25 protein-coding genes are annotated in these 21,450 nt (G+C 59.2%); 2 read left to right on the plus strand and 23 right to left on the minus strand.

Annotation, left to right across the window (positions count from 1 at the left end; genetic code table 11):
- The first annotated feature begins 22 nt into the window (after positions 1 to 22).
- Entirely contained in the window at positions 23 to 970 is a 948-nt protein-coding gene (gene coaA / locus I6E56_RS05860; RefSeq protein ID WP_231606256.1) for a type I pantothenate kinase, read from the plus strand.
- A 66-nt stretch (positions 971 to 1,036) separates the two neighbouring features.
- Here the strand turns inward: coaA and glmM are convergent, their stop codons facing one another.
- The 11 genes from glmM to I6E56_RS05915 form a co-directional block, all read right to left on the minus strand.
- Positions 1,037 to 2,398, minus strand: coding sequence for a phosphoglucosamine mutase (gene glmM / locus I6E56_RS05865; protein ID WP_197136681.1), 1,362 nt, complete (start codon positions 2,396 to 2,398; stop codon positions 1,037 to 1,039).
- A 26-nt stretch (positions 2,399 to 2,424) separates the two neighbouring features.
- Entirely contained in the window at positions 2,425 to 2,913 is a 489-nt protein-coding gene (rpsI, locus tag I6E56_RS05870; RefSeq protein ID WP_197136683.1) for a 30S ribosomal protein S9, read from the minus strand.
- Positions 2,914 to 2,954: 41 nt separating this feature from the next.
- Positions 2,955 to 3,401: a 50S ribosomal protein L13 gene (rplM, locus tag I6E56_RS05875; protein ID WP_010203785.1), complete on the minus strand. Its 447-nt coding sequence runs from the start codon at positions 3,399 to 3,401 to the stop codon at positions 2,955 to 2,957.
- Positions 3,402 to 3,573: 172 nt separating this feature from the next.
- Positions 3,574 to 4,350 carry a class II aldolase/adducin family protein gene (locus tag I6E56_RS05880; RefSeq protein ID WP_197136685.1) on the minus strand — a complete coding sequence of 259 codons (777 nt, stop codon included), beginning with the start codon at positions 4,348 to 4,350 and terminating at the stop codon, positions 3,574 to 3,576.
- A 59-nt stretch (positions 4,351 to 4,409) separates the two neighbouring features.
- A complete protein-coding gene (locus I6E56_RS05885; protein ID WP_197136686.1) occupies positions 4,410 to 5,825 on the minus strand; it encodes a rhamnulokinase family protein in 1,416 nt (471 codons plus the stop codon).
- 20 nt (positions 5,826 to 5,845) lie between these two features.
- Entirely contained in the window at positions 5,846 to 6,595 is a 750-nt protein-coding gene (locus I6E56_RS05890) for a glutamine amidotransferase (protein ID WP_197136687.1), read from the minus strand.
- A 25-nt stretch (positions 6,596 to 6,620) separates the two neighbouring features.
- A complete protein-coding gene (locus I6E56_RS05895) occupies positions 6,621 to 7,184 on the minus strand; it encodes an RpiB/LacA/LacB family sugar-phosphate isomerase (RefSeq protein WP_197136688.1) in 564 nt (187 codons plus the stop codon).
- A complete protein-coding gene (locus I6E56_RS05900) occupies positions 7,181 to 8,224 on the minus strand; it encodes an ABC transporter permease (RefSeq protein WP_197136689.1) in 1,044 nt (347 codons plus the stop codon). Before I6E56_RS05900 ends, I6E56_RS05895 begins: the two co-directional genes overlap by 4 nt.
- Before the next feature lie 8 nt (positions 8,225 to 8,232).
- The gene (locus I6E56_RS05905) at positions 8,233 to 9,249 is read right to left on the minus strand and encodes an ABC transporter permease (RefSeq protein WP_197136690.1); all 1,017 of its coding nucleotides are present in this window, start codon (positions 9,247 to 9,249) and stop codon (positions 8,233 to 8,235) included.
- 1 nt (position 9,250) lies between these two features.
- Positions 9,251 to 10,765 carry a sugar ABC transporter ATP-binding protein gene (locus I6E56_RS05910; protein ID WP_197136691.1) on the minus strand — a complete coding sequence of 505 codons (1,515 nt, stop codon included), beginning with the start codon at positions 10,763 to 10,765 and terminating at the stop codon, positions 9,251 to 9,253.
- 92 nt (positions 10,766 to 10,857) lie between these two features.
- The gene (locus tag I6E56_RS05915) at positions 10,858 to 11,889 is read right to left on the minus strand and encodes an autoinducer 2 ABC transporter substrate-binding protein (protein ID WP_197136693.1); all 1,032 of its coding nucleotides are present in this window, start codon (positions 11,887 to 11,889) and stop codon (positions 10,858 to 10,860) included.
- Positions 11,890 to 12,174: 285 nt separating this feature from the next.
- Between I6E56_RS05915 and I6E56_RS05920 the strand changes: the two genes are divergently transcribed.
- Complete coding sequence (locus tag I6E56_RS05920) at positions 12,175 to 13,227, plus strand: LacI family DNA-binding transcriptional regulator (RefSeq protein WP_197136695.1); 1,053 nt, start codon at positions 12,175 to 12,177, stop codon at positions 13,225 to 13,227.
- A gap of 47 nt (positions 13,228 to 13,274) precedes the next feature.
- Here the strand turns inward: I6E56_RS05920 and I6E56_RS05925 are convergent, their stop codons facing one another.
- From I6E56_RS05925 to I6E56_RS05980, 12 genes are all read right to left on the minus strand, one after another.
- A complete protein-coding gene (locus I6E56_RS05925; protein WP_197136697.1) occupies positions 13,275 to 14,222 on the minus strand; it encodes a tRNA pseudouridine(38-40) synthase TruA in 948 nt (315 codons plus the stop codon).
- Between the two features lie 73 nt (positions 14,223 to 14,295).
- Complete coding sequence (gene rplQ, locus I6E56_RS05930) at positions 14,296 to 14,808, minus strand: 50S ribosomal protein L17 (protein ID WP_197123131.1); 513 nt, start codon at positions 14,806 to 14,808, stop codon at positions 14,296 to 14,298.
- Between the two features lie 38 nt (positions 14,809 to 14,846).
- Positions 14,847 to 15,842, minus strand: coding sequence for a DNA-directed RNA polymerase subunit alpha (locus tag I6E56_RS05935; protein ID WP_129072180.1), 996 nt, complete (start codon positions 15,840 to 15,842; stop codon positions 14,847 to 14,849).
- A 163-nt stretch (positions 15,843 to 16,005) separates the two neighbouring features.
- Positions 16,006 to 16,404 carry a 30S ribosomal protein S11 gene (gene rpsK, locus I6E56_RS05940; protein WP_197106438.1) on the minus strand — a complete coding sequence of 133 codons (399 nt, stop codon included), beginning with the start codon at positions 16,402 to 16,404 and terminating at the stop codon, positions 16,006 to 16,008.
- A 51-nt stretch (positions 16,405 to 16,455) separates the two neighbouring features.
- Complete coding sequence (gene rpsM / locus I6E56_RS05945) at positions 16,456 to 16,830, minus strand: 30S ribosomal protein S13 (protein ID WP_197106439.1); 375 nt, start codon at positions 16,828 to 16,830, stop codon at positions 16,456 to 16,458.
- Between the two features lie 195 nt (positions 16,831 to 17,025).
- The gene (rpmJ, locus tag I6E56_RS05950; RefSeq protein ID WP_197106440.1) at positions 17,026 to 17,142 is read right to left on the minus strand and encodes a 50S ribosomal protein L36; all 117 of its coding nucleotides are present in this window, start codon (positions 17,140 to 17,142) and stop codon (positions 17,026 to 17,028) included.
- A 75-nt stretch (positions 17,143 to 17,217) separates the two neighbouring features.
- On the minus strand, positions 17,218 to 17,439 hold the full coding sequence (gene infA, locus I6E56_RS05955) for a translation initiation factor IF-1 (RefSeq protein WP_010203795.1): 222 nt from the start codon (positions 17,437 to 17,439) through the stop codon (positions 17,218 to 17,220).
- A gap of 144 nt (positions 17,440 to 17,583) precedes the next feature.
- Positions 17,584 to 18,717: a mannitol-1-phosphate 5-dehydrogenase gene (locus I6E56_RS05960; protein ID WP_197136699.1), complete on the minus strand. Its 1,134-nt coding sequence runs from the start codon at positions 18,715 to 18,717 to the stop codon at positions 17,584 to 17,586.
- On the minus strand, positions 18,714 to 19,151 hold the full coding sequence (locus I6E56_RS05965; RefSeq protein ID WP_197136701.1) for a PTS sugar transporter subunit IIA: 438 nt from the start codon (positions 19,149 to 19,151) through the stop codon (positions 18,714 to 18,716). Before I6E56_RS05965 ends, I6E56_RS05960 begins: the two co-directional genes overlap by 4 nt.
- Before the next feature lie 12 nt (positions 19,152 to 19,163).
- Positions 19,164 to 20,702, minus strand: a complete 1,539-nt coding sequence (locus tag I6E56_RS05970; RefSeq protein ID WP_197136703.1) for a PTS mannitol transporter subunit IICB — start codon at positions 20,700 to 20,702, stop codon at positions 19,164 to 19,166.
- Between the two features lie 57 nt (positions 20,703 to 20,759).
- Entirely contained in the window at positions 20,760 to 21,026 is a 267-nt protein-coding gene (locus tag I6E56_RS05975) for an HPr family phosphocarrier protein (RefSeq protein WP_197136705.1), read from the minus strand.
- Positions 21,019 to 21,351, minus strand: coding sequence for a PTS sugar transporter subunit IIB (locus I6E56_RS05980; RefSeq protein WP_197136707.1), 333 nt, complete (start codon positions 21,349 to 21,351; stop codon positions 21,019 to 21,021). The genes I6E56_RS05975 and I6E56_RS05980 overlap by 8 nt, the downstream gene beginning before the upstream one ends.
- Between the last annotated feature and the right edge of the window lie 99 nt (positions 21,352 to 21,450).

Genomic DNA, 21,450 nt, shown 5'->3' on the forward strand with positions numbered 1-21,450 from the left:
GTGCGCCGATAGGATGTTCGGAATGCATGAACATGGCTCCGGACACGGTCACATCTCTCCCTTTCTCGAAATCGATCGGAGCGATTGGGCTGAACTTGCTCCCAAGATGGAAGTTCCCCTCACCCAGGCGGAGCTCATTGAGTTGCGCGGACTTGGCGACGAACTCGATCTGACCGAAGTCGCTGAGGTCTATCTCCCCCTCAGCCGCCTCCTCAACCTTTATGCCGAGAACGCTCGACAACTCCACTCCGCAACCACCCAGTTCTTGGGAGCATCCACCGGACGCACGCCGTTCGTTATTGGAGTCGCTGGATCCGTCGCCGTCGGAAAGTCCACCATCGCCCGGCTGCTCCGCGAGCTTCTTTCCCGCTGGGAAGGCACCCCACGCGTCGAACTTCTCACGACCGACGGCTTTCTGCACCCCAACGCTGAGCTCGAACGCCGCGGCATCCTTGAACGCAAGGGATTCCCCGAAAGCTACGACCGTCGGGCGCTGCTGCGCTTCGTCAGCAAAATCAAAGCCGGCGAGCCCGTTGTGCGCGCCCCGTTCTACTCCCATCTGGCCTACGACATCATCCCGGATGCGGCCGTAACCGTGCGCAAACCCGACGTGCTCATCGTCGAAGGTCTCAACGTGCTACAACCACCAAGCCCCGGCAATAGCCTCGCCGTCAGCGATCTCTTCGATTTCACGATCTATGTGGATGCTCGCACGAGCGACATTGCGCACTGGTACGAGGAACGCTTCCTGCGGCTACAGCGCGGTGCGTTCAGCAATCCACGATCCTATTTTCACCGCTTTGCCGATCTCAGCGAGACCGCAGCCCGGGCACGCGCCCAAGAAGTGTGGAAGCGCACCAACGAACCCAACCTCATCCAGAATGTTCGGCCCACCCGACCACGGGCGTCGCTCATTTTGCGCAAGGATGCAAACCACGCGGTGTCAAAGGTTCTGCTGCGCAAGACCTAGAACGCTGCTCCCTCGCCGGGCGCACAAGCGCACTATCGAGAGCGACCGATGCGGCGAGAAAACTCGTTAGTTGCTGAGTTCTGCACGCACAACAGCGGCCAGGCGCTCGGCCATCTGCTGAGCGATCTCATGGTGCTCGGCTTCGACCATGACACGAATCATGGGCTCGGTGCCGGATGCCCGCAAAAGTACACGGCCAGTGTCGCCCAGTTCAGCTTCCACAGCTGCAACCGCGTCGGCGATGGCCGCATTGGAACCGAGTGCGTGGTGGTCAACCCCGCGCACGTTCACAAGAACCTGCGGGTAAACCGTCATCACCGCAGCCAATTGGGCCAGTGTTTTGCCGGTGCGAGCCATTTCAGCCACGAGGTGAAGTCCAGTAAGGATGCCGTCGCCGGTGGTCGCAAACTTGGTCATGATGACATGGCCAGATTGTTCTCCGCCGAGGGACAAGCCGTGCTCGCCGAGTGCTTCGAGAACGTATCGGTCACCGACCTTGGTTTCGAGCATCTTGATGTTGTTCTCGGCCATGGCGCGGCGAAGCCCGAGGTTGCTCATCACCGTCGCGACGAGCGTGCGGTCCTGCAGCACGCCACGTTCGGCCATCGAGACAGCGAGGATTGCCATGATCTGGTCGCCATCGACGATGTTGCCCTCTTTGTCCACGGCGAGGCACCGGTCAGCGTCACCGTCGTGGGCGATGCCGACGTCGGCGCCGTGCGCGAGCACTGCGGAGGCCAGGTTGTCGAGATGCGTCGATCCAACACCCTCATTAATGTTGATGCCGTCGGGATCTGCACCGATCACGGTGACCTTGGCACCGGCATCCGTAAATACCTGTGGCGAAACACCAGCGGCCGCGCCGTGAGCACAGTCGAGAACGACGTGGATGCCCGCGAGCTGGTTAGGAAGTGTCGACAAGAGGTGCACTACGTAGCGGTCTTCGGCATCGGCAAAACGGCGGATGCGACCAACCTCAATACCGGTGGGAGCGAGACTCGGTGCGGTGAGGGCTGCTTCGATGCGGTCTTCGACCTCATCGGGAAGTTTGGTGCCGCCCTGACCAAAGAATTTGATTCCGTTGTCGGGAGCGGGATTGTGCGACGCGGAGATCATGACTCCGAGGTCGGCTTTGAAATCGGCAACGAGGAATGCTGCTGCCGGGGTGGGAATTACTCCAGCGTCGAATACATCGACACCCGAGCTCGCGAGCCCCGCGGATACCGCGGCGGAAATAAATTCGCCGGATACGCGGGGGTCGCGTGCAACAACTGCAACCGGTCGTCGGCCTGAAGCGCGCCGACCATCAGCAACTCGGCCCTGACCCAGGACGACTGCTGCCGACTGGGCCAAGCCGAGCGCAAGCTCGACAGTAAGATCACTGTTCGCTAAACCGCGAACACCATCTGTACCAAAAAGACGTGCCATGCGTTGCTGCTAGCAGGGAAAGCGGGTTAGCGCTTCGAGAACTGCGGAGCCTTACGGGCCTTCTTGAGTCCAGCCTTCTTACGCTCCTTGACGCGAGCGTCACGGGAAAGGAAGCCATGCTTCTTCAGGATCGCGCGGTTGTTCTCTTCGTCAATCTGGTTGAGCGAACGAGCGATACCGAGACGTAGGGCGCCGGCCTGACCCGAGGGGCCACCACCGGTGATGCGTGCGATGACGTCGTAGCCACCGAGCAGGTCAAGAACCTTGAACGGGTCGTTAATGAGCTGCTGGTGAAGCTTGTTGGGGAAGTACTCGGCGAGCTCACGGCCGTTGACCGTGATGGTGCCCGAACCGGGAACGAGACGCACGCGGGCGATTGCCTGCTTGCGACGTCCGACGGCTGCGCCGGGGACGGTGAGAACGGGGCGAGGTGCGCTGGGCGCCTCAACTGCAGCCGACTCGGTCGTGTACGACTCGGGTGCGCCCTCGGTGATTGAATCTTCGATCTTAGCCACTGTAATAAGTCCTTTTATCTTTGCTTAGTAAAGCGCGGGCGCTACTGAGCGACCTGGGTGAGGGTGTACGGAGTCGGCTGCTGAGCAGCGTGAGGGTGCTCAGTACCGGCGTAAACCTTCAGCTTGGACAGCTGAGCGCGACCGAGTGAGTTCTTGGGGAGCATTCCACGGACGGCCTTTTCAACGGCGCGCGTGGGGTGCTTTTCCAACATCTCGGAGTACGTGGTGGCCGTGAGCCCACCCGGGTAACCGGAGTGGCGGTAAGCCTTCTTCTTCGCGAGCTTGGAACCGGTGAGGGCAACCTTCTCAGCGTTGATGATGATGACGAAGTCACCCATGTCCATGTGAGGAGCAAAGGTGGCCTTGTGCTTTCCACGAAGCAAGATGGCTGCGTGGCTGGCGAGACGACCGAGAACGATGTCGGCGGCGTCGATGATGACCCATTCCCGCTTGACGTCTTCGGGCTTGGGCGAATATGTACGCGTCACAATAGTGCTGCTTTCATTGATCGAGTGAGGTGTTCGTGAATCCCGCTCCGATGGTCGTTTCAGTAGAAACAATGCCGGTTGGAGGGCTCATGATCGGATGTCGCACCCTATAGTGCAGACACCAAGGGTCAACACTAGCGGAACTGCGGCCCGGCGGCAAACGCCGAAGCGACTATTTGGTGGTGCCCGTGAGAGCAGCACGGCGCTCACGGAAGTCGGGGCGGTCGAAGTAGTGGGCAGTCACTTCCGCGCTCAAACTGGCGATTCCGCCGGCTTGCAACGCACCGAGACGAACCCGGGCACTCTTGACCGCCATCAGGGAAATCGCCTCAGCGCCCTCAGCCGTGTCAGCAATCGCGACAATGCCGTGGTTTCCGAGAAGGATCAGCGACGGCACTTCGCCATATTGTTCGACGTGCTCGCCGAGTCGTGTCAAGAACAGCTTGCCAAGTTCGATACCGGGCTGAGCATAAGGAATGTAGAGACTACGACCCAGAACCATCAGCTCGTCTGAGTAAACGGCATCGACGAACGAGGCTTCAGCGTGCACGCTCGCGAGCAACGAAACGACCGCGGTCGGGTGGGTGTGGACGACGTACCGCGCCGGCGCATAAGCGCGCACGGCCACGTGAATGAGAGTCTCGATAGATGCCCGCACCCGCTGGCCGTTCACCTCACCAGCATCCAGTTCGACTGTCAAACGGTCCTGGCTCGCATTCGGATCGCGCAGCACCTCGAGTAGCGGTTCAATTTCGACGCTTACAAAGTTCGCTGCGGTTGCGTTCTGCATTGATGAACCGGAGGTTTTAACGATGATCGTGCCGTCAGAGACCAACTCACTTGTGTTTCCTTCAGCGAGGATCACGAGATCACGTTCGGGCAGGCCGAGGCGAGTGGTGAGCCCAAGCAGGTCGGCACTAACGAGGTCGGGAGCAATTCGTGCGGTCATCTTTCAGTCCTTTGTTAGGCGAATTCAGGGGTGAGGCGAATTCAGGGAAGGGTGCGGTTTTAGCGAGGGGTGTAGCTCACCGGGTGATGCGTGTGTCGTACGAGATCGCGGAGCGAGTCGAGACTGCCCGAGATGTGTCCCATCGCGCGGGCTTGAACAAGCACACTTCCCAAGGCTGTCGCTTCAACCGGCCCCGCGAGAACGGGGATGCCCGCACGGTCAGCCGTGCGCTGACACAGCAACCGGTTGAGAGATCCACCACCGACGATGTGGATGGTCTCCACTGGCACAGCGCCGAGCGAGCCGGCGCTGAGGACGGCATCCGCAAACGCCTGTGCCAGTGATTCGATGATGCACCTGGCCATTTCGGCACGATTGCCCGGTGGGCGGATGCCGCGTTCCCCGCACCACTCAGTGATTCGTTGAGGCATGTTGCCCGGCGCCAAGAATCGGGGGTCATCGACATCCACCACGGGCATGGGTTGTAAGACAGCGGAGGCTGCCCCGATGAGTTCGGGCAGGCTGATGGCATCGCCGTCGCTTTCCCACTGGCGCACGGTTTCGCTCAGAATCCACAACCCCATCACGTTGCGCATCAGGAGGATGCGACCGTCAACGCCGACTTCATTCGTAAAGCCACCGGTTCGTGCGGCCTCGGTAACCACCGGGTTCTCAAGTTCAACACCAGCGAGCCCCCACGTGCCGCACGAAATGAACGCTGCGGTGTGCGGCTGCATCGGGATCGCCGTCACCGCCGACGCCGTGTCGTGCGAACCAACCGCAACCACCTCGATGGGTGACTCCGCGCGCACTTGGCTCGCGACATCCGAGTCCAGCTCACCGACACGAGTGCCCGGGATCACGAGGTCAGGAACCATTTCGCGCCGTACTCCGGCGGCAGTAAGCAGGTCGTCGCTCCACTGTCGGGTGTGCACATCAAGTAGCCCGGTCGTTGAGGCCATGGTGGTCTCGGCGATGCGTGCCCCGCTTAACCAGTAGGTAAGAAGGTCGGGCATGAGCAACACGGTGTCGGCAAGCTCGAGTCGCATATCCGCTGCATCGGCCGCAAGCTGGTAGATCGTATTGATCGGCATGAACTGGATGCCCGTCGCCGCGTATTGCTCAGCCTGCGAGCGCGTCGACTGCACGTGTTCAATCGCGGCACCGGTCCGTTCATCGCGGTAGTGCCGCGGATTGCCGAGCAACTGCCCATCGCGCAGCAGCCCGTAGTCCACTCCCCAGGTGTCAGTCGCGATCGACGACACGGTGGGCACTTCTCGGATAGCCGAAGCGAGTCCGTCGAGAGCGCCCTGCCAGAGGGAAAGAACATCCCAGTGCAGTCGGCCGCGCACGTTGACCGGACGGTTAGCGAAGCGTGCGTGGGTTGCCGTGCGCAGCTGGTTGGGGCCGACTTCGCCCAGAATTACTCGGCCGCTGGTCGCGCCACAATCGAGAGCAACAACATGGCCCACCATTTAATCTACGTGCCCCGTACTTAGTCTGACTCGCGTGCGAGCCATGCGATGAGTTGGTTCCACAGGGGGGCAAAGCCATCCCATTCCAAGAATTCGGTCGGCAACCAGTGCGGTCCCATGTCGCTGGCGAAGGCCGCGACTCGACCTAAGCCTTCTCCGTCCACGACAAGAAGTGGAAAGTCGCCAACGGTCGCGAGGGTCTGCGCGCTGCCCCGTGCGACCAAACGGTGATGGCCGAGCACTGCTGGCCAAGAGGTCGGTAGCCCTGCGGTCGCGGGGTGATTGTCCAGTGAGGTCGCTTCGACGCCCTGCGGCGTCTCCTCCCTATCGTCGCCGATTTCCATTTCGACGGGAAGCACACTCGCGAGAGCTGTATTGCGGTAGTTCGCTTTCGCTTCAATGCCTTGGAAGCTGAGGTAGCCGCCAACCATCAAGAGCGATCCTCCGTCGCGCACCCACTGCGCCAACACTTCGAGGCGATGTGGAATCCGCTCGCCCTTGGCAAAGACGCCGTTGGGCAGCAAGAGCGTGTTAGCCCCAATGTCGCTGAGCACGACAACGTCGTACTGGCTGAGCTCCTCAGCGGTAGTCGGGAATCGTTCGGCCGCAACGTGGTTGGGCTGGAACTCAACGCTGTTACCCGCTGACTTCAGCGCAGCGATGAAATCATCTGCCCCCTCGGCGTACGCGGAAGTGACAAAGGAGTCAAAACCCTTCGTGTGGATCGACGTCGTCGACCATGACTCTCCTGCGAGCAATACCTTCGCCATGTGTCTCCCTCTGGCTGTCGATCGGTTAGTAAGCGAGGCCGCGAGGCTCTGGCCCCATGGCAACGTTGCGCTCGTCGACGATCTCAAAACCGTTGTCTTTGTAGGCTTGGTAGTCGAAGTTTTCGCACTCTTCATAACCGACCATGTGGTACTCGCCGAAGCCTTCCCAGTTCTCGTAGCCGTCGCCAAAGCTGTTCTCAAGGAACGCATCCGCCATTGCCATTCCGAGGCGCGGGCCAATGTAGAAGGCGCCCATCGCCATAAGGTTGCAGTTGTTCGCCGTGGCCGCACGCAACGCCGATGGCGCACTTTCGCAGACGGCCGCGTGCACGTGAGGCACCTTGCTCGCCGCAACGTGGATGCCCATTCCGGTGCCACAGAATGCGAGAGCCTTCTCGAACTCGCCCTCGGCAAGCTTGGCTCCGAGCATGAAGCCAGCTCGCTGGTACATCGGAGCGTCGTCGAGAGTGGGGGTCAGGTCGGTGACAGTCCAGTCGCGCGCCTCAAGGTGGCGCTTGACGGCCTCTTTGAGGGGGAATCCTGCAAAGTCAGCACCCACAACAACGTGGCGGTCTTTAGTCAGCTTCATGATTTGTTTCCTTTCACACCGAAGAGGCGAGAGAGCCTGTTCTTTTTAGTCCATTGGTTGACCACGATGACGAGAAGCAGCACTCCACCCCAGATCAGCGGGCGGTAGAAGTTGCTGATGTTCGGGAAGGTGTTGAGCAGCGACGAGAGAACCTGCAGCACAACGACCGCGAGGATCACTCCCGACAGTCGGCCTGATCCACCATTCGGGTTCACACCACCCAGCACCACGATGAGCACTGCGAGCAGTGTGTACGTGGAGCCATAGTCAGCCTTCGCCGAGTTGTAGTTGGCCAGCATCACGAGACCGGCAGCCGCGGCGTAAATGCCCGAGGTCATGTAGGTACGGATGATGAGGTTGTCGGTTTTGAGCCCGCTGAACTGTGCCGCTGTTTCATTCGAGCCGAGCATGTAGAGCTTGGTACCGAATGCAGTCTTGTACATGATCAGAGCGATCACGACAGTGGCGAGGACGAAGATGATGAGCGGCATCGGAATGATTCCGAAGACACGCTGCGCCATGATCTCGCCGTACTGGGCGGGAAGGCCACTGGCGGGCTTTCCTCCCGTGATGATGACCGCGATACCCGTGAAGAGCTCGAACGTTCCGAGCGTCACCAGAATGGCCGGGATCTTCACTTTGGCTATCAGGAACCCGTTGAAAGCTCCGGCTATCGCTCCCACTATGAGCGAGAACGCGATCGCCGCGACAACGGCAAGGTAGCCCTGGGGGCTGTCGGAGCCGGTGGGCGCGATCGACATCATGAGCGTCGCACTGCCGATGGCCGTCATGTTGGCGACACCGACCACGGAGAGGTCGATCCCTCCAATGATCATGGTGAGCATCACACCGAGAGCCATGAGGCCAAACTCGGGGAACTGCACAGCCATTGACTGCCACGTGGCGATTCCAAAGAAGTTCTTCGTCTTGACGAGCATGAAGAACGTCAAGAGCAGAACGAGAATCACGGCGAGGCGCGTGACGTGGGGGTCGCGAGTGAGACGATCCCGAAGAGGCGTAAGAGTCGTAAGAGCTGACATGGCCGTCCCTATCCTTGAACCAGCGCGGGTGCGCGTTTGCGTGATCGGGTGAGTTGCACGGCCGAAATACCTGTTCCGACGAGGATCAGGGTGCCGAGCGCGAAGCCCTGCCAGAAGGTGGGGATGCCGACCAGGATCATGCTGTTTTGCACGATCACAATCAACAGCGTGCCCAGCATCGTTCCGGTCAGTGTTCCGGTTCCTCCTGTAATGGAGGCGCCGCCGAGCACGACCGCCGCGATGACCATGAGCTCCATACCGAGCAGGTTCGTCGGATGCATTTGGTCCATCATGCTTGTGCGCACCAGTCCAGCGAGGCTGGCGATAATTCCCACAATGACGAAGAGCCAGAACTTGATCTTGCGTACTTTGAAGCCTGCGCGAGCAGCAGCACTTTCGTCGCCGCCAATCGCGTAGAGGCCGCGGCCGAAGGTGGTGTACCTCATCACGACGAAGGCAACGGCAACAACAGCAACCAAGATGAGGAAGGCCATCGGCATGTTGGAAGTAAGACCGGATTCGGGGTTCTTAGCCACGAACAGCGTCGACCGCCCAAACTCGCTCATCCCGGCAGGCAGGTTCGGGATCTGCACCGACTTGAAAACCCCCTGCATGACTCCCGAGAAGACGCTCGCGGTACCGAGGGTAATGATGAGCACGGGAACCACGAACCTCGAGGTGAAGAGTCCGTTGAAGGCACCGAGGATGGCGCCGACCACAATGACCATCAGGAACGGTAGCCACACTCCCCCGGTGTAGCCGGCATCCACCAACACTCGTGTGGTCGCGTAGACCGAGAGCGAGGCGAGCGCCGGGAACGAGACGTCGATTCCGCCGGCGACCAGCACCATGAAGGCACCGACCGCGAAGATGCCGGGAACGACCATCGCGTTGGCAAGGTCGACCAGGTTGTTGGCGGAGAAAAACTGTCCGCTTCGCAACTGGATGACAATGCTCACCACGATGATGACGAGCAGCAGGTAGAACTCGTTTGATTTAGTGAGCTTTCGCACTAACTTGGCCATCTCAGCCCTTCCCGTCAATAGTGCTCGGGTCTTTCGACATGAGCTCAGCGAGCTCGGATTCGGTCGTCGTGCGCGGGTCGATTTCCGCCACGATTCGTCCTGCGTTCATCGCCATGACCCGGTTGCAGTTCTGGATGACCTCAGGAATGTCATCGGAGATGATGATGACGCCGAGACCTTCGCTGGCAAGCGAGCGGAGAATGCGATGGATGTCGTGCTTCGATCCGATATCGACACCGACCGTCGGGCCGTTGAGAATCAAAATCTTCGGGTGAGTGGCGAGCCACTTCGCGAGCACGATGCGCTGCTGGTTTCCTCCGGAGAGCGTGTTTACCGGGTTAGCAGGGTTGGGCGTTGCGATCTTGAGCTCGTCGACCCAGCGCTGACCTTCGGCATCCGCCTTGCGCTGATCCAGTGCCCCGAACTTCGAGACGAACGAATCGATCTCGGAGATCACGATGTTCGAGCTAATGGAACGCTCGAGGAAGAGACCTTCAGTGAGGCGGTCTTCGGGAACATAGCCAATACCGTGAGCGATCGCGGCGCGCACGCTGCTCACCTCGACGACTTCGCCGTTGATCAGAATCTCGCCCGAGTTAGCGGGCTTCGAGCCGAAGAGGGAGAGCGCGAGTTCCGTGCGGCCGGAGCCCAGCAGACCCGTGATGCCCAGGATCTCGCCCTTGCGCAGCGTAAGGTCGACATCCGCAAACGCTCCATCGACGCCCAGTCCCCGCGTTTCCAAGATGGGCTCTTCGGAGACGTGCTCAGGAACGAAGTGGTCGTCGTCGAACTCGCGGCCGGTCATGTGGTGCGAGAACGTCGCGTGATCCAGTTCCTCTGGCAAGCACGTGATAACCGACTTACCGTTGCGGATGATCGTGAAGCGTTCACTGATCTCGAACACTTCGTCCAGCTTGTGGCTCACGAACAGCGTCGCAATTCCACGGGCCTTGAGATCGAGGATGATGGCAAAGAGCGCGTCAACCTCTCGCTTCGTCAAAGCCGTGGTTGGTTCATCCATGATGATGAGTTTTGCGTCGCTCATGAGAGCGCGGGAGATAGCAACGAGTTGCTTCTGCGCGACAGAAAGCTGGCCGACCTTTTCGTCAAGGTCGATCGTGAAGTTGATTTTGGCGATCGCCTCTTCAGCGACAGCCCGCATCCGCTTCCAACTCACGAAAGTGCGGTGGGCGGCGAGTTCGGCATTGAGCGCCAGGTTTTCCATCACCGTGAGGTTCGGAAAAACGGAGAAGTCTTGATAAATGACCTGAACACCGTTCGAGATCGCCTCGATGGGCGACAGCTTCGAGAACGTTTTGCCGTTCAGTTCGATGGTTCCGGTATCGGGGGCGTGCACACCAGACATGACCTTGATCAGCGTGGACTTGCCACTGCCGTTCTCTCCGGCGAGACAGTGAATCTCTCCGGGAGCGATCTCTAAGGTGATGCCATCAAGCGCTTGAACGCCAGCGAACGCCTTACCGATATCGCGTACCGCGATGACGTTATCTACCATCGTCCGGTCCTTTCCGCGCGTGAATAAATCGTGGGGGTGCGACCAGGGCAGAACGGATGTTCGCTCTGCCCTGATCGCGAAAACGGGACTGCTTAGAAGCCGAAGCTGTCTACGTTGTCCTTGTCGATAACTACCCAGCCGTTACCTTCGAGAACCTTGTCGCTACCTTCAGCGAAGGTCATGTTCTCGTAACCGGTGACACCGAGGTTGACACCGTCGGCGATGTCTTCGCCATCGAGGATCTGCTCAGCGAGCGACGCGAGAGCGTAACCAGCGTCGGCCGGGTCCCAGAGAGTCAGCGTCTTGACGAGCCCCTTTTCGAGGATCGACTTGTTGGCGGCCGGCATACCGGTTCCGCTCACGAAGACCTTGCCGGTGAGGCCAAGTTCTTCGATCGCACGAGCGACACCAGGAGCGTCAAACGACGAGGTTCCGACGATGCCGGTTACTTCGGGGTACTTCTTGAGGAGTTCCTTGGCTGCCTGGTAGGCAACCTCTCCGTCATCCTGCGACTCAACGCGCGGCTCAGCAGCAAGCAGCGTCATGTTGGGGTACGCCTCAGCCTGACGAGCAACAGCACCGTCAGCCCATTCGTTGTGCGATGCGTTCGTTACGTGGCCAACCATCGTGGCGTAGGTGCCCTCTTCGCCCATTGCCTCAGCGAGGTTGTCCATGATGAATGCGCCGTACTGAGTGTTGTTGAACGCTTCGATGTCGTACATCGTGTTTTCCTGACTGGCACCTTCGTGGGTGACAACAACGATGCCGGCGTCCATGGCCTGCTTCAGAACCGTCTCAAGTGCGCCCGGGTCAACCGGAACGACGCCGATTGCATCTACGCCCTGAGCAATGAGGTCCTGGATGACCTGCACCTGCAAAGTGGCATCCGTCTCAGCGGGGCCCTTCTGGTAAACGTCGTTGCCGGAGTCAACGGCGAACTTGTTGACGCCCTCTTCCATGCGAACGAACCAGGGGTTAGTCGAGTCCTTGGGAACAATGACGATTGTGTACGCGTCTTCCCCGGATGCGGTGGAAGTGTCGGCGTCAGCGGAACATCCAGCGAGGCCGAGGCCTACAACTGCGGCGAGACCTATCGCGAGGCCTGCAAAGCGACGTTGCTTCATGTTGTTTCTCCTTTGAGTGTGAGTGCTAGTGGTGCGCGGACGCAGCGCCTAGAGCCTCAGCACTTTCGCGTCATTGCGCCCGGTCGAGAATTTTGAACCGGTTCATTTTTTAAAGCGGTTCAAACGTACACTGGACAAATACAGATTTGCAACCGTCACAGCAGAGATGATCACAACGATGCGATTACGAGAACCACAACTGCGCCACTACCCAGTACACGCGAGGGATGCCCCTAGAGTGAGAAACCTGCACCACCCGCTTGATGCACCAGAAGTGAGCTATTCATGAGTACCCCCGATACAGCGACATCGAAGTCGCCCGCCGGGATCCGCGACGTCGCCGCCCTCGCCCAGGTCTCTACCGGCACCGTGTCCAACACGATCAATCGCCCCGACACGGTGCACCCGCGCACCCGCGCCGCCGTTGAGAAAGCGATTGCCGAACTCGGCTTCGTGCCCAACCAGCAAGCCCGCGTACTCACGGGAGCCTCGAGCAACGTTATCGGGCTTGTCGTTCTGGATATCGAAAGCCCGTTCTATATGGAAGCCGCGCACGTCATCGAGCGCACGGTTCGCGAATCGGGCCACGTGGTGATGCTCTGCAACTCCGAAGGCGATACGACCCGCGAGTCTGGACTTCTCGCAATGTTGGCCGCCCAGCGAGTCCGCGGCGTACTACTGGCACCCGCGAGCCTCGACGAAGGCTCCGACCCCTACAAAGACCTCCCGGGCGATCTGCCCGTCGTGTTGCTCGACTACAACGGCGGCCCGCAACACTGCTCCATCTCGGTCGACAACGTCGCAGGCGGGCGCCTCGCAATCGAACACCTGCTGCAGCTAGGCCACACCCGCATCGCTGTCGTCGGAGGCCCAACCGGGCTACGTCAGTTCGCCGATCGCGCCCGAGGCGCACGCGAAGCGATCATTGCAGCCGGCATGGATCCAGAAGTATCGTTGATCGAAGTCAGCACGTCAGGGATCGGCATCCAAGACGGCCGCCGAGCAGCAGAACTACTTCTCGAGGGCGACTCCCCCGACGCCGTATTTTGCGGAAACGACATGCTCGCCTTCGGCGTCTACCGCGGACTTATCGACGCGGGGCTCAGCGTGCCAGACGATGTTGCGCTCGTCGGGTACGACGACATTGACTTCGCCCGCGACTGGGTCGTTCCGCTCACGTCAGTGCGCCAGCCCATCGACAAGCTCGGTACGCGCGCTGCACGATTGCTCATAGAGCACTCAGCGCGAGAAGATTCCCACACCCACCGTCAAGAGGTACTCCCGCCCGAGCTCGTCGTGCGACGTTCCACCGACCTTCGGGCACCCGCGCAGCACTGACGAGGCACGAGGCAACGGCAGCGCAGCGCAGCCGGCAACAGCGGTGACTAGTCGATGAGCTCACGACGAGAGCGCGTGAGCTCAGCGCGTGCCAGCAGTTCGCCATCCGGCGGGTAGCCGACCTCAACGAGCGTCAACCCCTTCGCGGGCATGACTTTGTATTCGCTGCCCTTCGAACGCTCATCGCGGATGTCCGCGGGGCGCGAAGAATCAATCTTTCCTTGGCCTACATGCACCCCGGCACCCACGAGCGACCGCACCATGCTGTGGCAAAACGCATCGGCGCGCACTTCCGCGAGGATGATGCCCTCAGCGGTACGGGTGAAACTGAATCGTTCAAGGCTACGTACCGTTGTCGCACCCTCGCGCGGTTTGCAATAGGCAGCCCAATCGTGGAGCCCCAGGAGCTCTCTCGCCGCCACATTCATCGCATCCACGTCGAGAGTGGCCGGGTACCAGAGTGTGTGATTGCGCTGACGCGGGTCACGGGGTGACTCGTTGTCGGCGATGCGATACTCGTAGCGTCGCCAGAGGGGCGAGAACCGAGCGTCGAACCCATCGGGCGCGATAACCGATTGCGTGACAAAAATGTCGGATTCGAGGCCAGTGATGCCGTTGATCCGTCGCGCCAGAGATGCTGGGCCGTCATACCGTCGGCCGCCCATGTTGCCACGACGAGGGCGATCAAGGCTGCGCAGCTGGGTCTCGGTGAGATCAAGGTGGGCCACCTGGCCGGTCGCGTGAACACCGGCATCCGTGCGTCCGGCTACGACCAGCTGCGGGATAACGCCAAAGCGCCGAAAGATCACGCGCAGAGCATCTTCAATGGTGCCCTGAACCGTGCGTAGCGCTGGCTGCTTACCCCACCCAAAAAAGTTTGTACCGTCGTAGGCAATATTTAGACGTAGGCGAGTCATCGAAGGGTCAAGGAAGCCGTCAGCTTCAGCAGCGACAATCGGCTCCGTTGCCGAGGGTTCGGGTGTCGGCTGGTCCATTATTCAATCCTATTTCACGAAGAAAACCCCGGCCCGCACGAAGCGGAGCCGGGGTTTTCTTGAACGAAGAAAGTTACTTCTCTTCTGCAGTCTCTGCAGCAGCATCCTCGACGGCGACGTCTTCGGTTGCTACTTCTTCAACGGGAGCTTCCTGGGCGGCGGGCTCTTCTGCAGCAGCCTTGGGCTCAGCCTTAGCGGCAGCCTTCGGAGCCTTCTTCTTGGGTGTTACGGGCTCAAGAACGAGTTCCATCTGAACCATCGAAGCGTTGTCTCCCTTTCGGAAACCAAGCTTCGTGATGCGGGTGTAACCACCATCGCGGTTCTCAACCTGCGGTGCGATGACCGTGAAGAGTTCGTGGATGACGGTCTTGTCGCCAATGATTCCGAGCGCGCGGCGACGGTTGTGCAAGTCACCCTTCTTCGCGAACGTGATCAGGCGCTCAGCAACGGGACGCAGACGCTTCGCGCGCATTTCCGTTGTCTTGATGCTCTTGTGAGTAAACAGGGCTGCGGCCAAGTTGGCGAGCATGTGGCGCTCGTGCGCCGGTCCACCGCCGAGACGCGGGCCCTTAGTAGGTGTAGGCATTTTCTAATTCTCCAGTGTCAAAGTTTCGAGCCAGTGGCTCAAGCGTTGGTCTCGTCGTCGGCGTATCCGCCGTAGAAGTGTGCTCCGTCGAATCCGGGAACGCTGTCTTTCAACGACAGTCCCATCTCGACGAGCTTGTCGCGCACTTCATCAACCGACTTCTGACCGAAGTTACGGATGTTCATGAGCTGGGTCTCCGAAAGAGCAACCAGTTCACTTACAGTGTTGATGCCTTCGCGCTTGAGGCAGTTGTAGCTACGCACCGAAAGATCAAGATCTTCGATCGGCATGCTGAGTTCGGTCGAAAGCACGGCGTCAACCGGTGCAGGACCAATCTCAATACCCTCTGCTGCCGTGTTGAGCTCGCGAGCGAGTCCAAACAGTTCGGTCAGCGTGCGACCGGCCGAAGCCACTGCATCGCGCGGGGTGATAGCCGACTTGGTTTCAACATCTACAACCAGACGGTCAAAGTCAGTGCGCTCACCGGCACGAGTTGCCTCGACGCGGTAGGTGACCTTGAGTACGGGCGAGTAGATCGAGTCGACCGGAATTTGGCCGGCTTCGCTGAACTCGCTGCGGTTCTGAGTTGCGGTGACATAGCCACGGCCACGCTCGATCGTCAGCTCAAGTTCGAACTTGGCCTTGTCGTTGAGCGTTGCGATGACGAGTTCCGGGTTGTGAATCTCTACACCGGCAGGTGCTGAGATGTCCGCTGCGGTAACTTCACCAGCACCCTGCTTGCGCAGGTAAGCGGTGATCGGCTCGTCGTGCTCGCTGGAGACTACGAGGTTCTTGATGTTGAGGATGACCTCAGTGACGTCTTCTTTGACACCGGCGACGGTGCTGAATTCGTGAAGAACTCCATCGATACGGATGCTGGTAACAGCTGCTCCGGGGATCGACGAAAGAAGGGTGCGACGGAGTGAGTTTCCGAGGGTGTAACCGAAACCAGGTTCGAGCGGCTCGATAACGAACCGTGAACGGAATTCGGAAATGTTCTCCTCAGCAAGGGTGGGACGCTGTGCAATCAGCACTGGTAATTCCTTTCGGCGAAGTGTCCGCTATATGACACTTGTGGGCGACGGGTGGCTGGCCCGACGTTGTATTGAGTTGTGCGCTGGAACTGTGAGCGAGGGCCACAAGGGCCCTCGCCACGACGCCAGCACTAGCGAGTTGCCTCGTTAGTACGGCGTAAAACTAAACGCGACGACGCTTGGGCGGACGGCAACCATTGTGCGTCTGCGGTGTTACGTCGTTGATCGAACCCACTTCGAGGCCAGCGGCCTGCAGCGAGCGAATCGCAGTTTCGCGACCCGAACCCGGTCCCTTGACGAAAACGTCAACCTTCTTGACACCGTGCTCCTGAGCCTGGCGCGCAGCCGACTCAGCAGACATCTGTGCGGCATAAGGAGTCGACTTACGCGAACCCTTGAAGCCAACGACACCTGACGACGACCAGGCAAGAACTGCGCCGGTGGGGTCAGTGATGGTCACGATGGTGTTGTTGAACGTTGACTTGATGTGAGCCTGGCCCACAGCAATGTTCTTCTTTTCTTTACGACGCGGCTTACGAGCGGCCGATTTTGGTGCTGCCATTGTTTTCTCCTAAAACGTTGATGGCGACGACACTGGGGTTGAACCCAGGGTCTATCGGGCCTTCTTCTTGCCGGCTACGGTGCGCTTCGGGCCCTTACGGGTACGAGCGTTGGTCTTCGTACGCTGTCCATGAACGGGCAGTCCCTTGCGGTGACGGATACCCTGGTAGCTTCCGATTTCAACCTTGCGGCGGATGTCTGCTGCAACCTCACGGCGGAGGTCACCTTCTACCTGGAAGTTTCCTTCGATGTAGTCGCGCAGCGCGATGAGCTGGTCATCGGTGAGATCCTGTACGCGGATCTCTCCGCTGATCTGAGTGTCGGCGAGGGTTTTGAGTGCCCTCGTGCGGCCAACACCGTAAATGTAAGTCAGTGCAACCTCTACACGCTTGTCGCGTGGGATGTCGACGCCTGCTAGACGTGCCATAGTGGCTTCTCCTGTTGATGAGTGGAGGTCTGTAACAGCACCTGTGCATCGGCCTCCAACCGATGGTGTCCCTGTTTCTTGTTCTCACAAGATTCAGATCTGGCGTTGCTAGTTCGTGTATTTAGTTATGTGCGCTGCGGTGTGTGGCGATTGCTTGCCCCACCCCGTGCAACTGTGCGATCTGCTCGCGGAACCTTAGCCCTGGCGTTGCTTGTGACGCGGGTTCGACTTGCAGATAACCATGACGCGACCGTTGCGGCGAATAACGCGGCAGTTGTCGCAGATGGGCTTAACGCTGGGGTTAACCTTCATTATTTTTCCTTGTGAATCGCTGTCGTCGTTCCACTAGCCCGCAAGGGCACCGTGGACGTTACTTTCCAGCGCGGTCTACTTGTAGCGGTAGGTGATGCGGCCGCGAGTCAGGTCATACGGGCTCAGCTCTACAACTACACGGTCCTCCGGAAGGATTCGAATGTAGTTCTGTCGCATTTTGCCGGAGATGTGCGCGAGCACAACGTGGCCGTTCGTCAACTCAACACGAAACATCGCGTTGGGCAGAGCCTCGACTACTGCTCCTTCGATCTCAATGACACCGTCTTTTTTGGCCATAGCCTCTTCGTCGCTATAAGTGGGGTTCGCTGGTCTGCGTAGATTGTGGTGAGTGACTTTCGAGAAAGCCAAGGCGCGAAAAAATCGGCCTGAAACACCAAAGAGAAAGCCTACGCTAATCCCGGGCGTTTCGCCAAGTTGGGACTAGGATTGCGCGCTAACCGTTTCGACGGCAGCAGCGTAAAGAGCGTCGCCTTCACGAAGTCCCATCACTTCAGTGACGAATTCAGGAGCGGTGAGCGATGACCGCAGCTCCAGCATCCGCACACTTTCGGGGTCTTCGGCCACGTTGAACTGCATCGCGGCACCGACCGCACGCAGGATCGCGTGAGGAGTCGTTCCGGATGCTGCCAGTTCGCTGGCAGGGCTGATAAAGCGTTCGTTGCGCGACAGCTTGCGCAGCGGGCTACGGCCAACGCGCTCAGGGGTGTCTGGCAAGTGAGGGTTACTGAATCGACGAGTACACGTCGCGACATAGTCGGCGTGGTCAGCAGCATCAAAACCGTGCTTGGCAACAAGCATGGCGCTGGTCTCCGCCAGAACGGCATCGACCTCCGCCGCAACCTCGGGGATCGCCATCGCGGCAGAAAGTGTCTCCGCCCCGCGAAGATAGCCGTGGTACGCCACGGTGGCGTGGCCGGTGTTGACAGTGAAGAGCTTGCGCTCAATGTAGGGCTCGAGGTTGTCGACGAAATGCACGTCAGCGATGTCGGGAACGTTGTCACCGAACGGGGCGCTCTCGATAGCCCACTCGAAAAAGTCTTCTACTGTGACGTCGAGTCCGGCAGCAGGATCCTGAGCTGGCACGATGCGGTCGACTGCAGTGTTCGCAAAAATAGCTTTCGCCGCGAGCGTTTCAGCATCGACAGCCACGGCAACTTCGGCACGCAAATTGTTGGTGGCATAGAGCGCGTTCTCACACGCGAGCACCTGCAACGGCGGCAAGTCATCGGCGCGAGCCTTGATCGCCTGAGCAATCAACGGTGCGACGAACTTGAGAATATTGGGGCCGACAGCGGTAGTCACCATGTCGGCGGTGGCGATCTCTTCGATCACGCCAGCTTCGTTGCTCGCACTGTTGAGTGCGCGGAAGTTGTCAACAGTCTCGGTTCGAGGCTCCGCCCCCACCTCGTGCACCTGGTAGCTGTCCGCGGCGGCCAGGCTGTCAATGAGTTCTGCTGCGACATCCGCGAACACAATCTCGTAGCCAGCCTTGTGCAGGATCAGACCGACGAAGCCGCGACCGATGTTGCCGGCTCCAAAATGTACGGCCTTCATGCGTTGTTCAATTCAGAGAGAAGAGCAAGCAGTTCGTCTTCGCTTGATGCGTCGATGAGCTTCTGCACTTCGTCATTGTCGCTAAAAATTGTGGCTACAGCAGCGAGGGTGTCCATGTGTCCACCATCTTTGCCTGCGATGCCGACAACGAAGCGAACCTCGTTGCCATCCCAGTCAATGGGCTCCGCGTACCGCACGAACGAGAGCGCAGACGACAAGATCGTGTCCTTGCCCTCGTTCGTGCCGTGCGGAATAGCGAGGAAGTTACCCATGAAAGTTGATGTCAACTCTTCACGGGCCTTCATGAAACCAAGGTACTCGGGCGTTACCGCGCCAGCAGCAATCAGAATCTCCGCCGCCTCAGCGATGGCTTCTTCTTTGGTGCGAGCGGTGCCAGCCGCTTTGATCTGGTCTAGCTCGAGTACCTTGCTCATGATTTCTCCTCTTTATTCGCTAACCATGTTTACGACTTCATCGTATTTAGGACTATTCATGAAGTTATCAACTGAAACATGAACTGCGCCGGGAACTTTCTCCGTGGCACGGTCAGTCAGTTGATTCTGCGTGATGATGACGTCTTCCGAACCATCCAGGTTCGCAATCGCCTTGTTCGTCACGTTGATGCCCTCGATGCCGGCCTTTGCAAACTTGTTGCGAAGAACGGTTGCTCCCATGGCACTCGATCCCATGCCTGCGTCACACGCAAACACAACGTTCTGGATCTTCGTGGCAGTTGCTGCACCGGCGGTCGCGCCAGCGGTAGCGGCACCGGCAGCGCCGGCTCCGAGGAGGTCGCCTACTGAGCTGTCCTTGCCCTTGTTGGCAGCGTTCTTAGCAATCGCTGCTGCAAGAGCGTCGTCACCATTAGCCATTGCCTCAAGGTCACGCTTGCGACCGGCACGGATGATGACCGCGGCGACGAGGAACGACACCGCTGCCGAGAACACAACTGAGAGCAAAACGCCGATGATGCTTCCGGGAGGAGTCTGAGCGATGACCGCAATGATCGAACCCGGTGATGCCGGAGCGCGCAGACCCGACTGGAAGATGACGTTCGTGAGAACACCAGTTGCTCCACCAGCGATTGCTGCAACGACGAGAAGCGGCTTAGCCAGCACGTACGGGAAGTAGATCTCGTGGATACCGCCGACGAAGTGGATCAGAATGGCACCGGGAGCGCTTGCGCGCAGCAGGCCAACACCGAATACCAAGAAGGCGAGCAGGATTCCGAGGCCGGGGCCAGGGTTTGCTTCGATAAGGAAGAGGATCGACTGACCCTTTTCAATCGACTCCGCCGTTCCCAGCGGCGTGAAGACACCGTGGTTGATGGCGTTGTTCAGGAAGAGGATCTTGCCGGGCTCAACGAACACGCTTGCCAAAGGCAGCAGGCTGTTGTCAACGAGGAACGCGATAACTGACTCGAGTGCGTCACTGATCGCCGTAACGATCGGCGCAATCAGGAAGAACGATGCGATTGCCAGCAGCATTCCGAGGATTCCAGCCGAGAAGTTGTCGACCAACATCTCGAAGCCAGGTCGAATTTTACCGGCCCAGAGGGCATCGGTCTTTTTCATGACCCATGCCGAACTCGGGCCAACGATCATCGCGCCGAGGAACATGGGAATACCTGCACCGATGATGACACCAACAGTCGCGATCGTTGCAACAACACCACCACGAGTTCCGTAGACCATGCGGCCTGCAGTGTTAGCAATCAGCAATGGAAGCAGGTAGGTAATCATCGGGCCGACGAGACCAGTGTTGGTAACTTCAGGGTCAAGGCTCCAACCACCAAGCTGCTGCACCCACACCGCGTCGATGCCAAGCAACGGCAACCAACCGGTCTGGATGAACAGAGCCGTAATAAAGCCCCATGCGATGAATGCCGCAATGTTCGGCATCACCATTCCGCTAACGAAGGTTCCAAATTTCTGGACCCCTACGCGCGCACCGCCACTCTTGGCGGTCGTAGACGACGTTGTCATTTTTTTACTCCGATATCTGTGATGTGAGGATACTGCGAGGGAAGCGACCGAACACGACTAGCTCTCGTCGTGATCGGTACTGAGAATTTCAGTCAAGGTGGCGATGACAGCATCGGCGCCATCACCCTCGGCGGCAATGGTGACCTCGTCACCATGAGTGACACCGAGCGAAATGACACTGAGGATGCTCGAGGCATTGACTGACTTGTCGCCCTTAGCGATAGTGACGTCAAGGCCTGAGGCAGCTGCCGCCTGTGTGAAGAGCGACGCGGGACGAGCGTGAAGCCCGTGTGCCGAGGCCACCCGAATAGTTTGTTCAGCCATTTTTGCTGCTTTCTGTCGTTACCTGGGGGGAAGGATCGAGAAGATCGAGGGCAATATCTGCGCCGGCGGCGTCAAAGTTCAGGGCAGGAAGTTGGATTGCTTTCGCACCGATCGCATCGGCGGCTATCGCGGCTTGGTCAAAGAAGTCAGCGACGTGGGAACTCACCAGTACGACATCCACTGACGTCAGCGGCATACTGAGCGCAGCAACACTCGCAGGGGTGAAGCTATGCGAAAGACCGCGGGCAATCGCCTGGCGACGAAGTGCGTGTGCCAAGAAGGTGCTCGAGGCACCTGCTCCGCAGAGAACCAGCACTGTAGACACTCGATCGCCTCCTTGCGAAAATCCTTCGAAAATGCTTCGTTATCTATAATCGCTGGGAAGGTGCCTAGAGTTCCAATAGAGAAGATTCCGCTCCCGCGG

Source organism: Salinibacterium sp. NK8237, assembly GCF_015864955.1.
Lineage (GTDB): Bacteria > Actinomycetota > Actinomycetes > Actinomycetales > Microbacteriaceae > Rhodoglobus.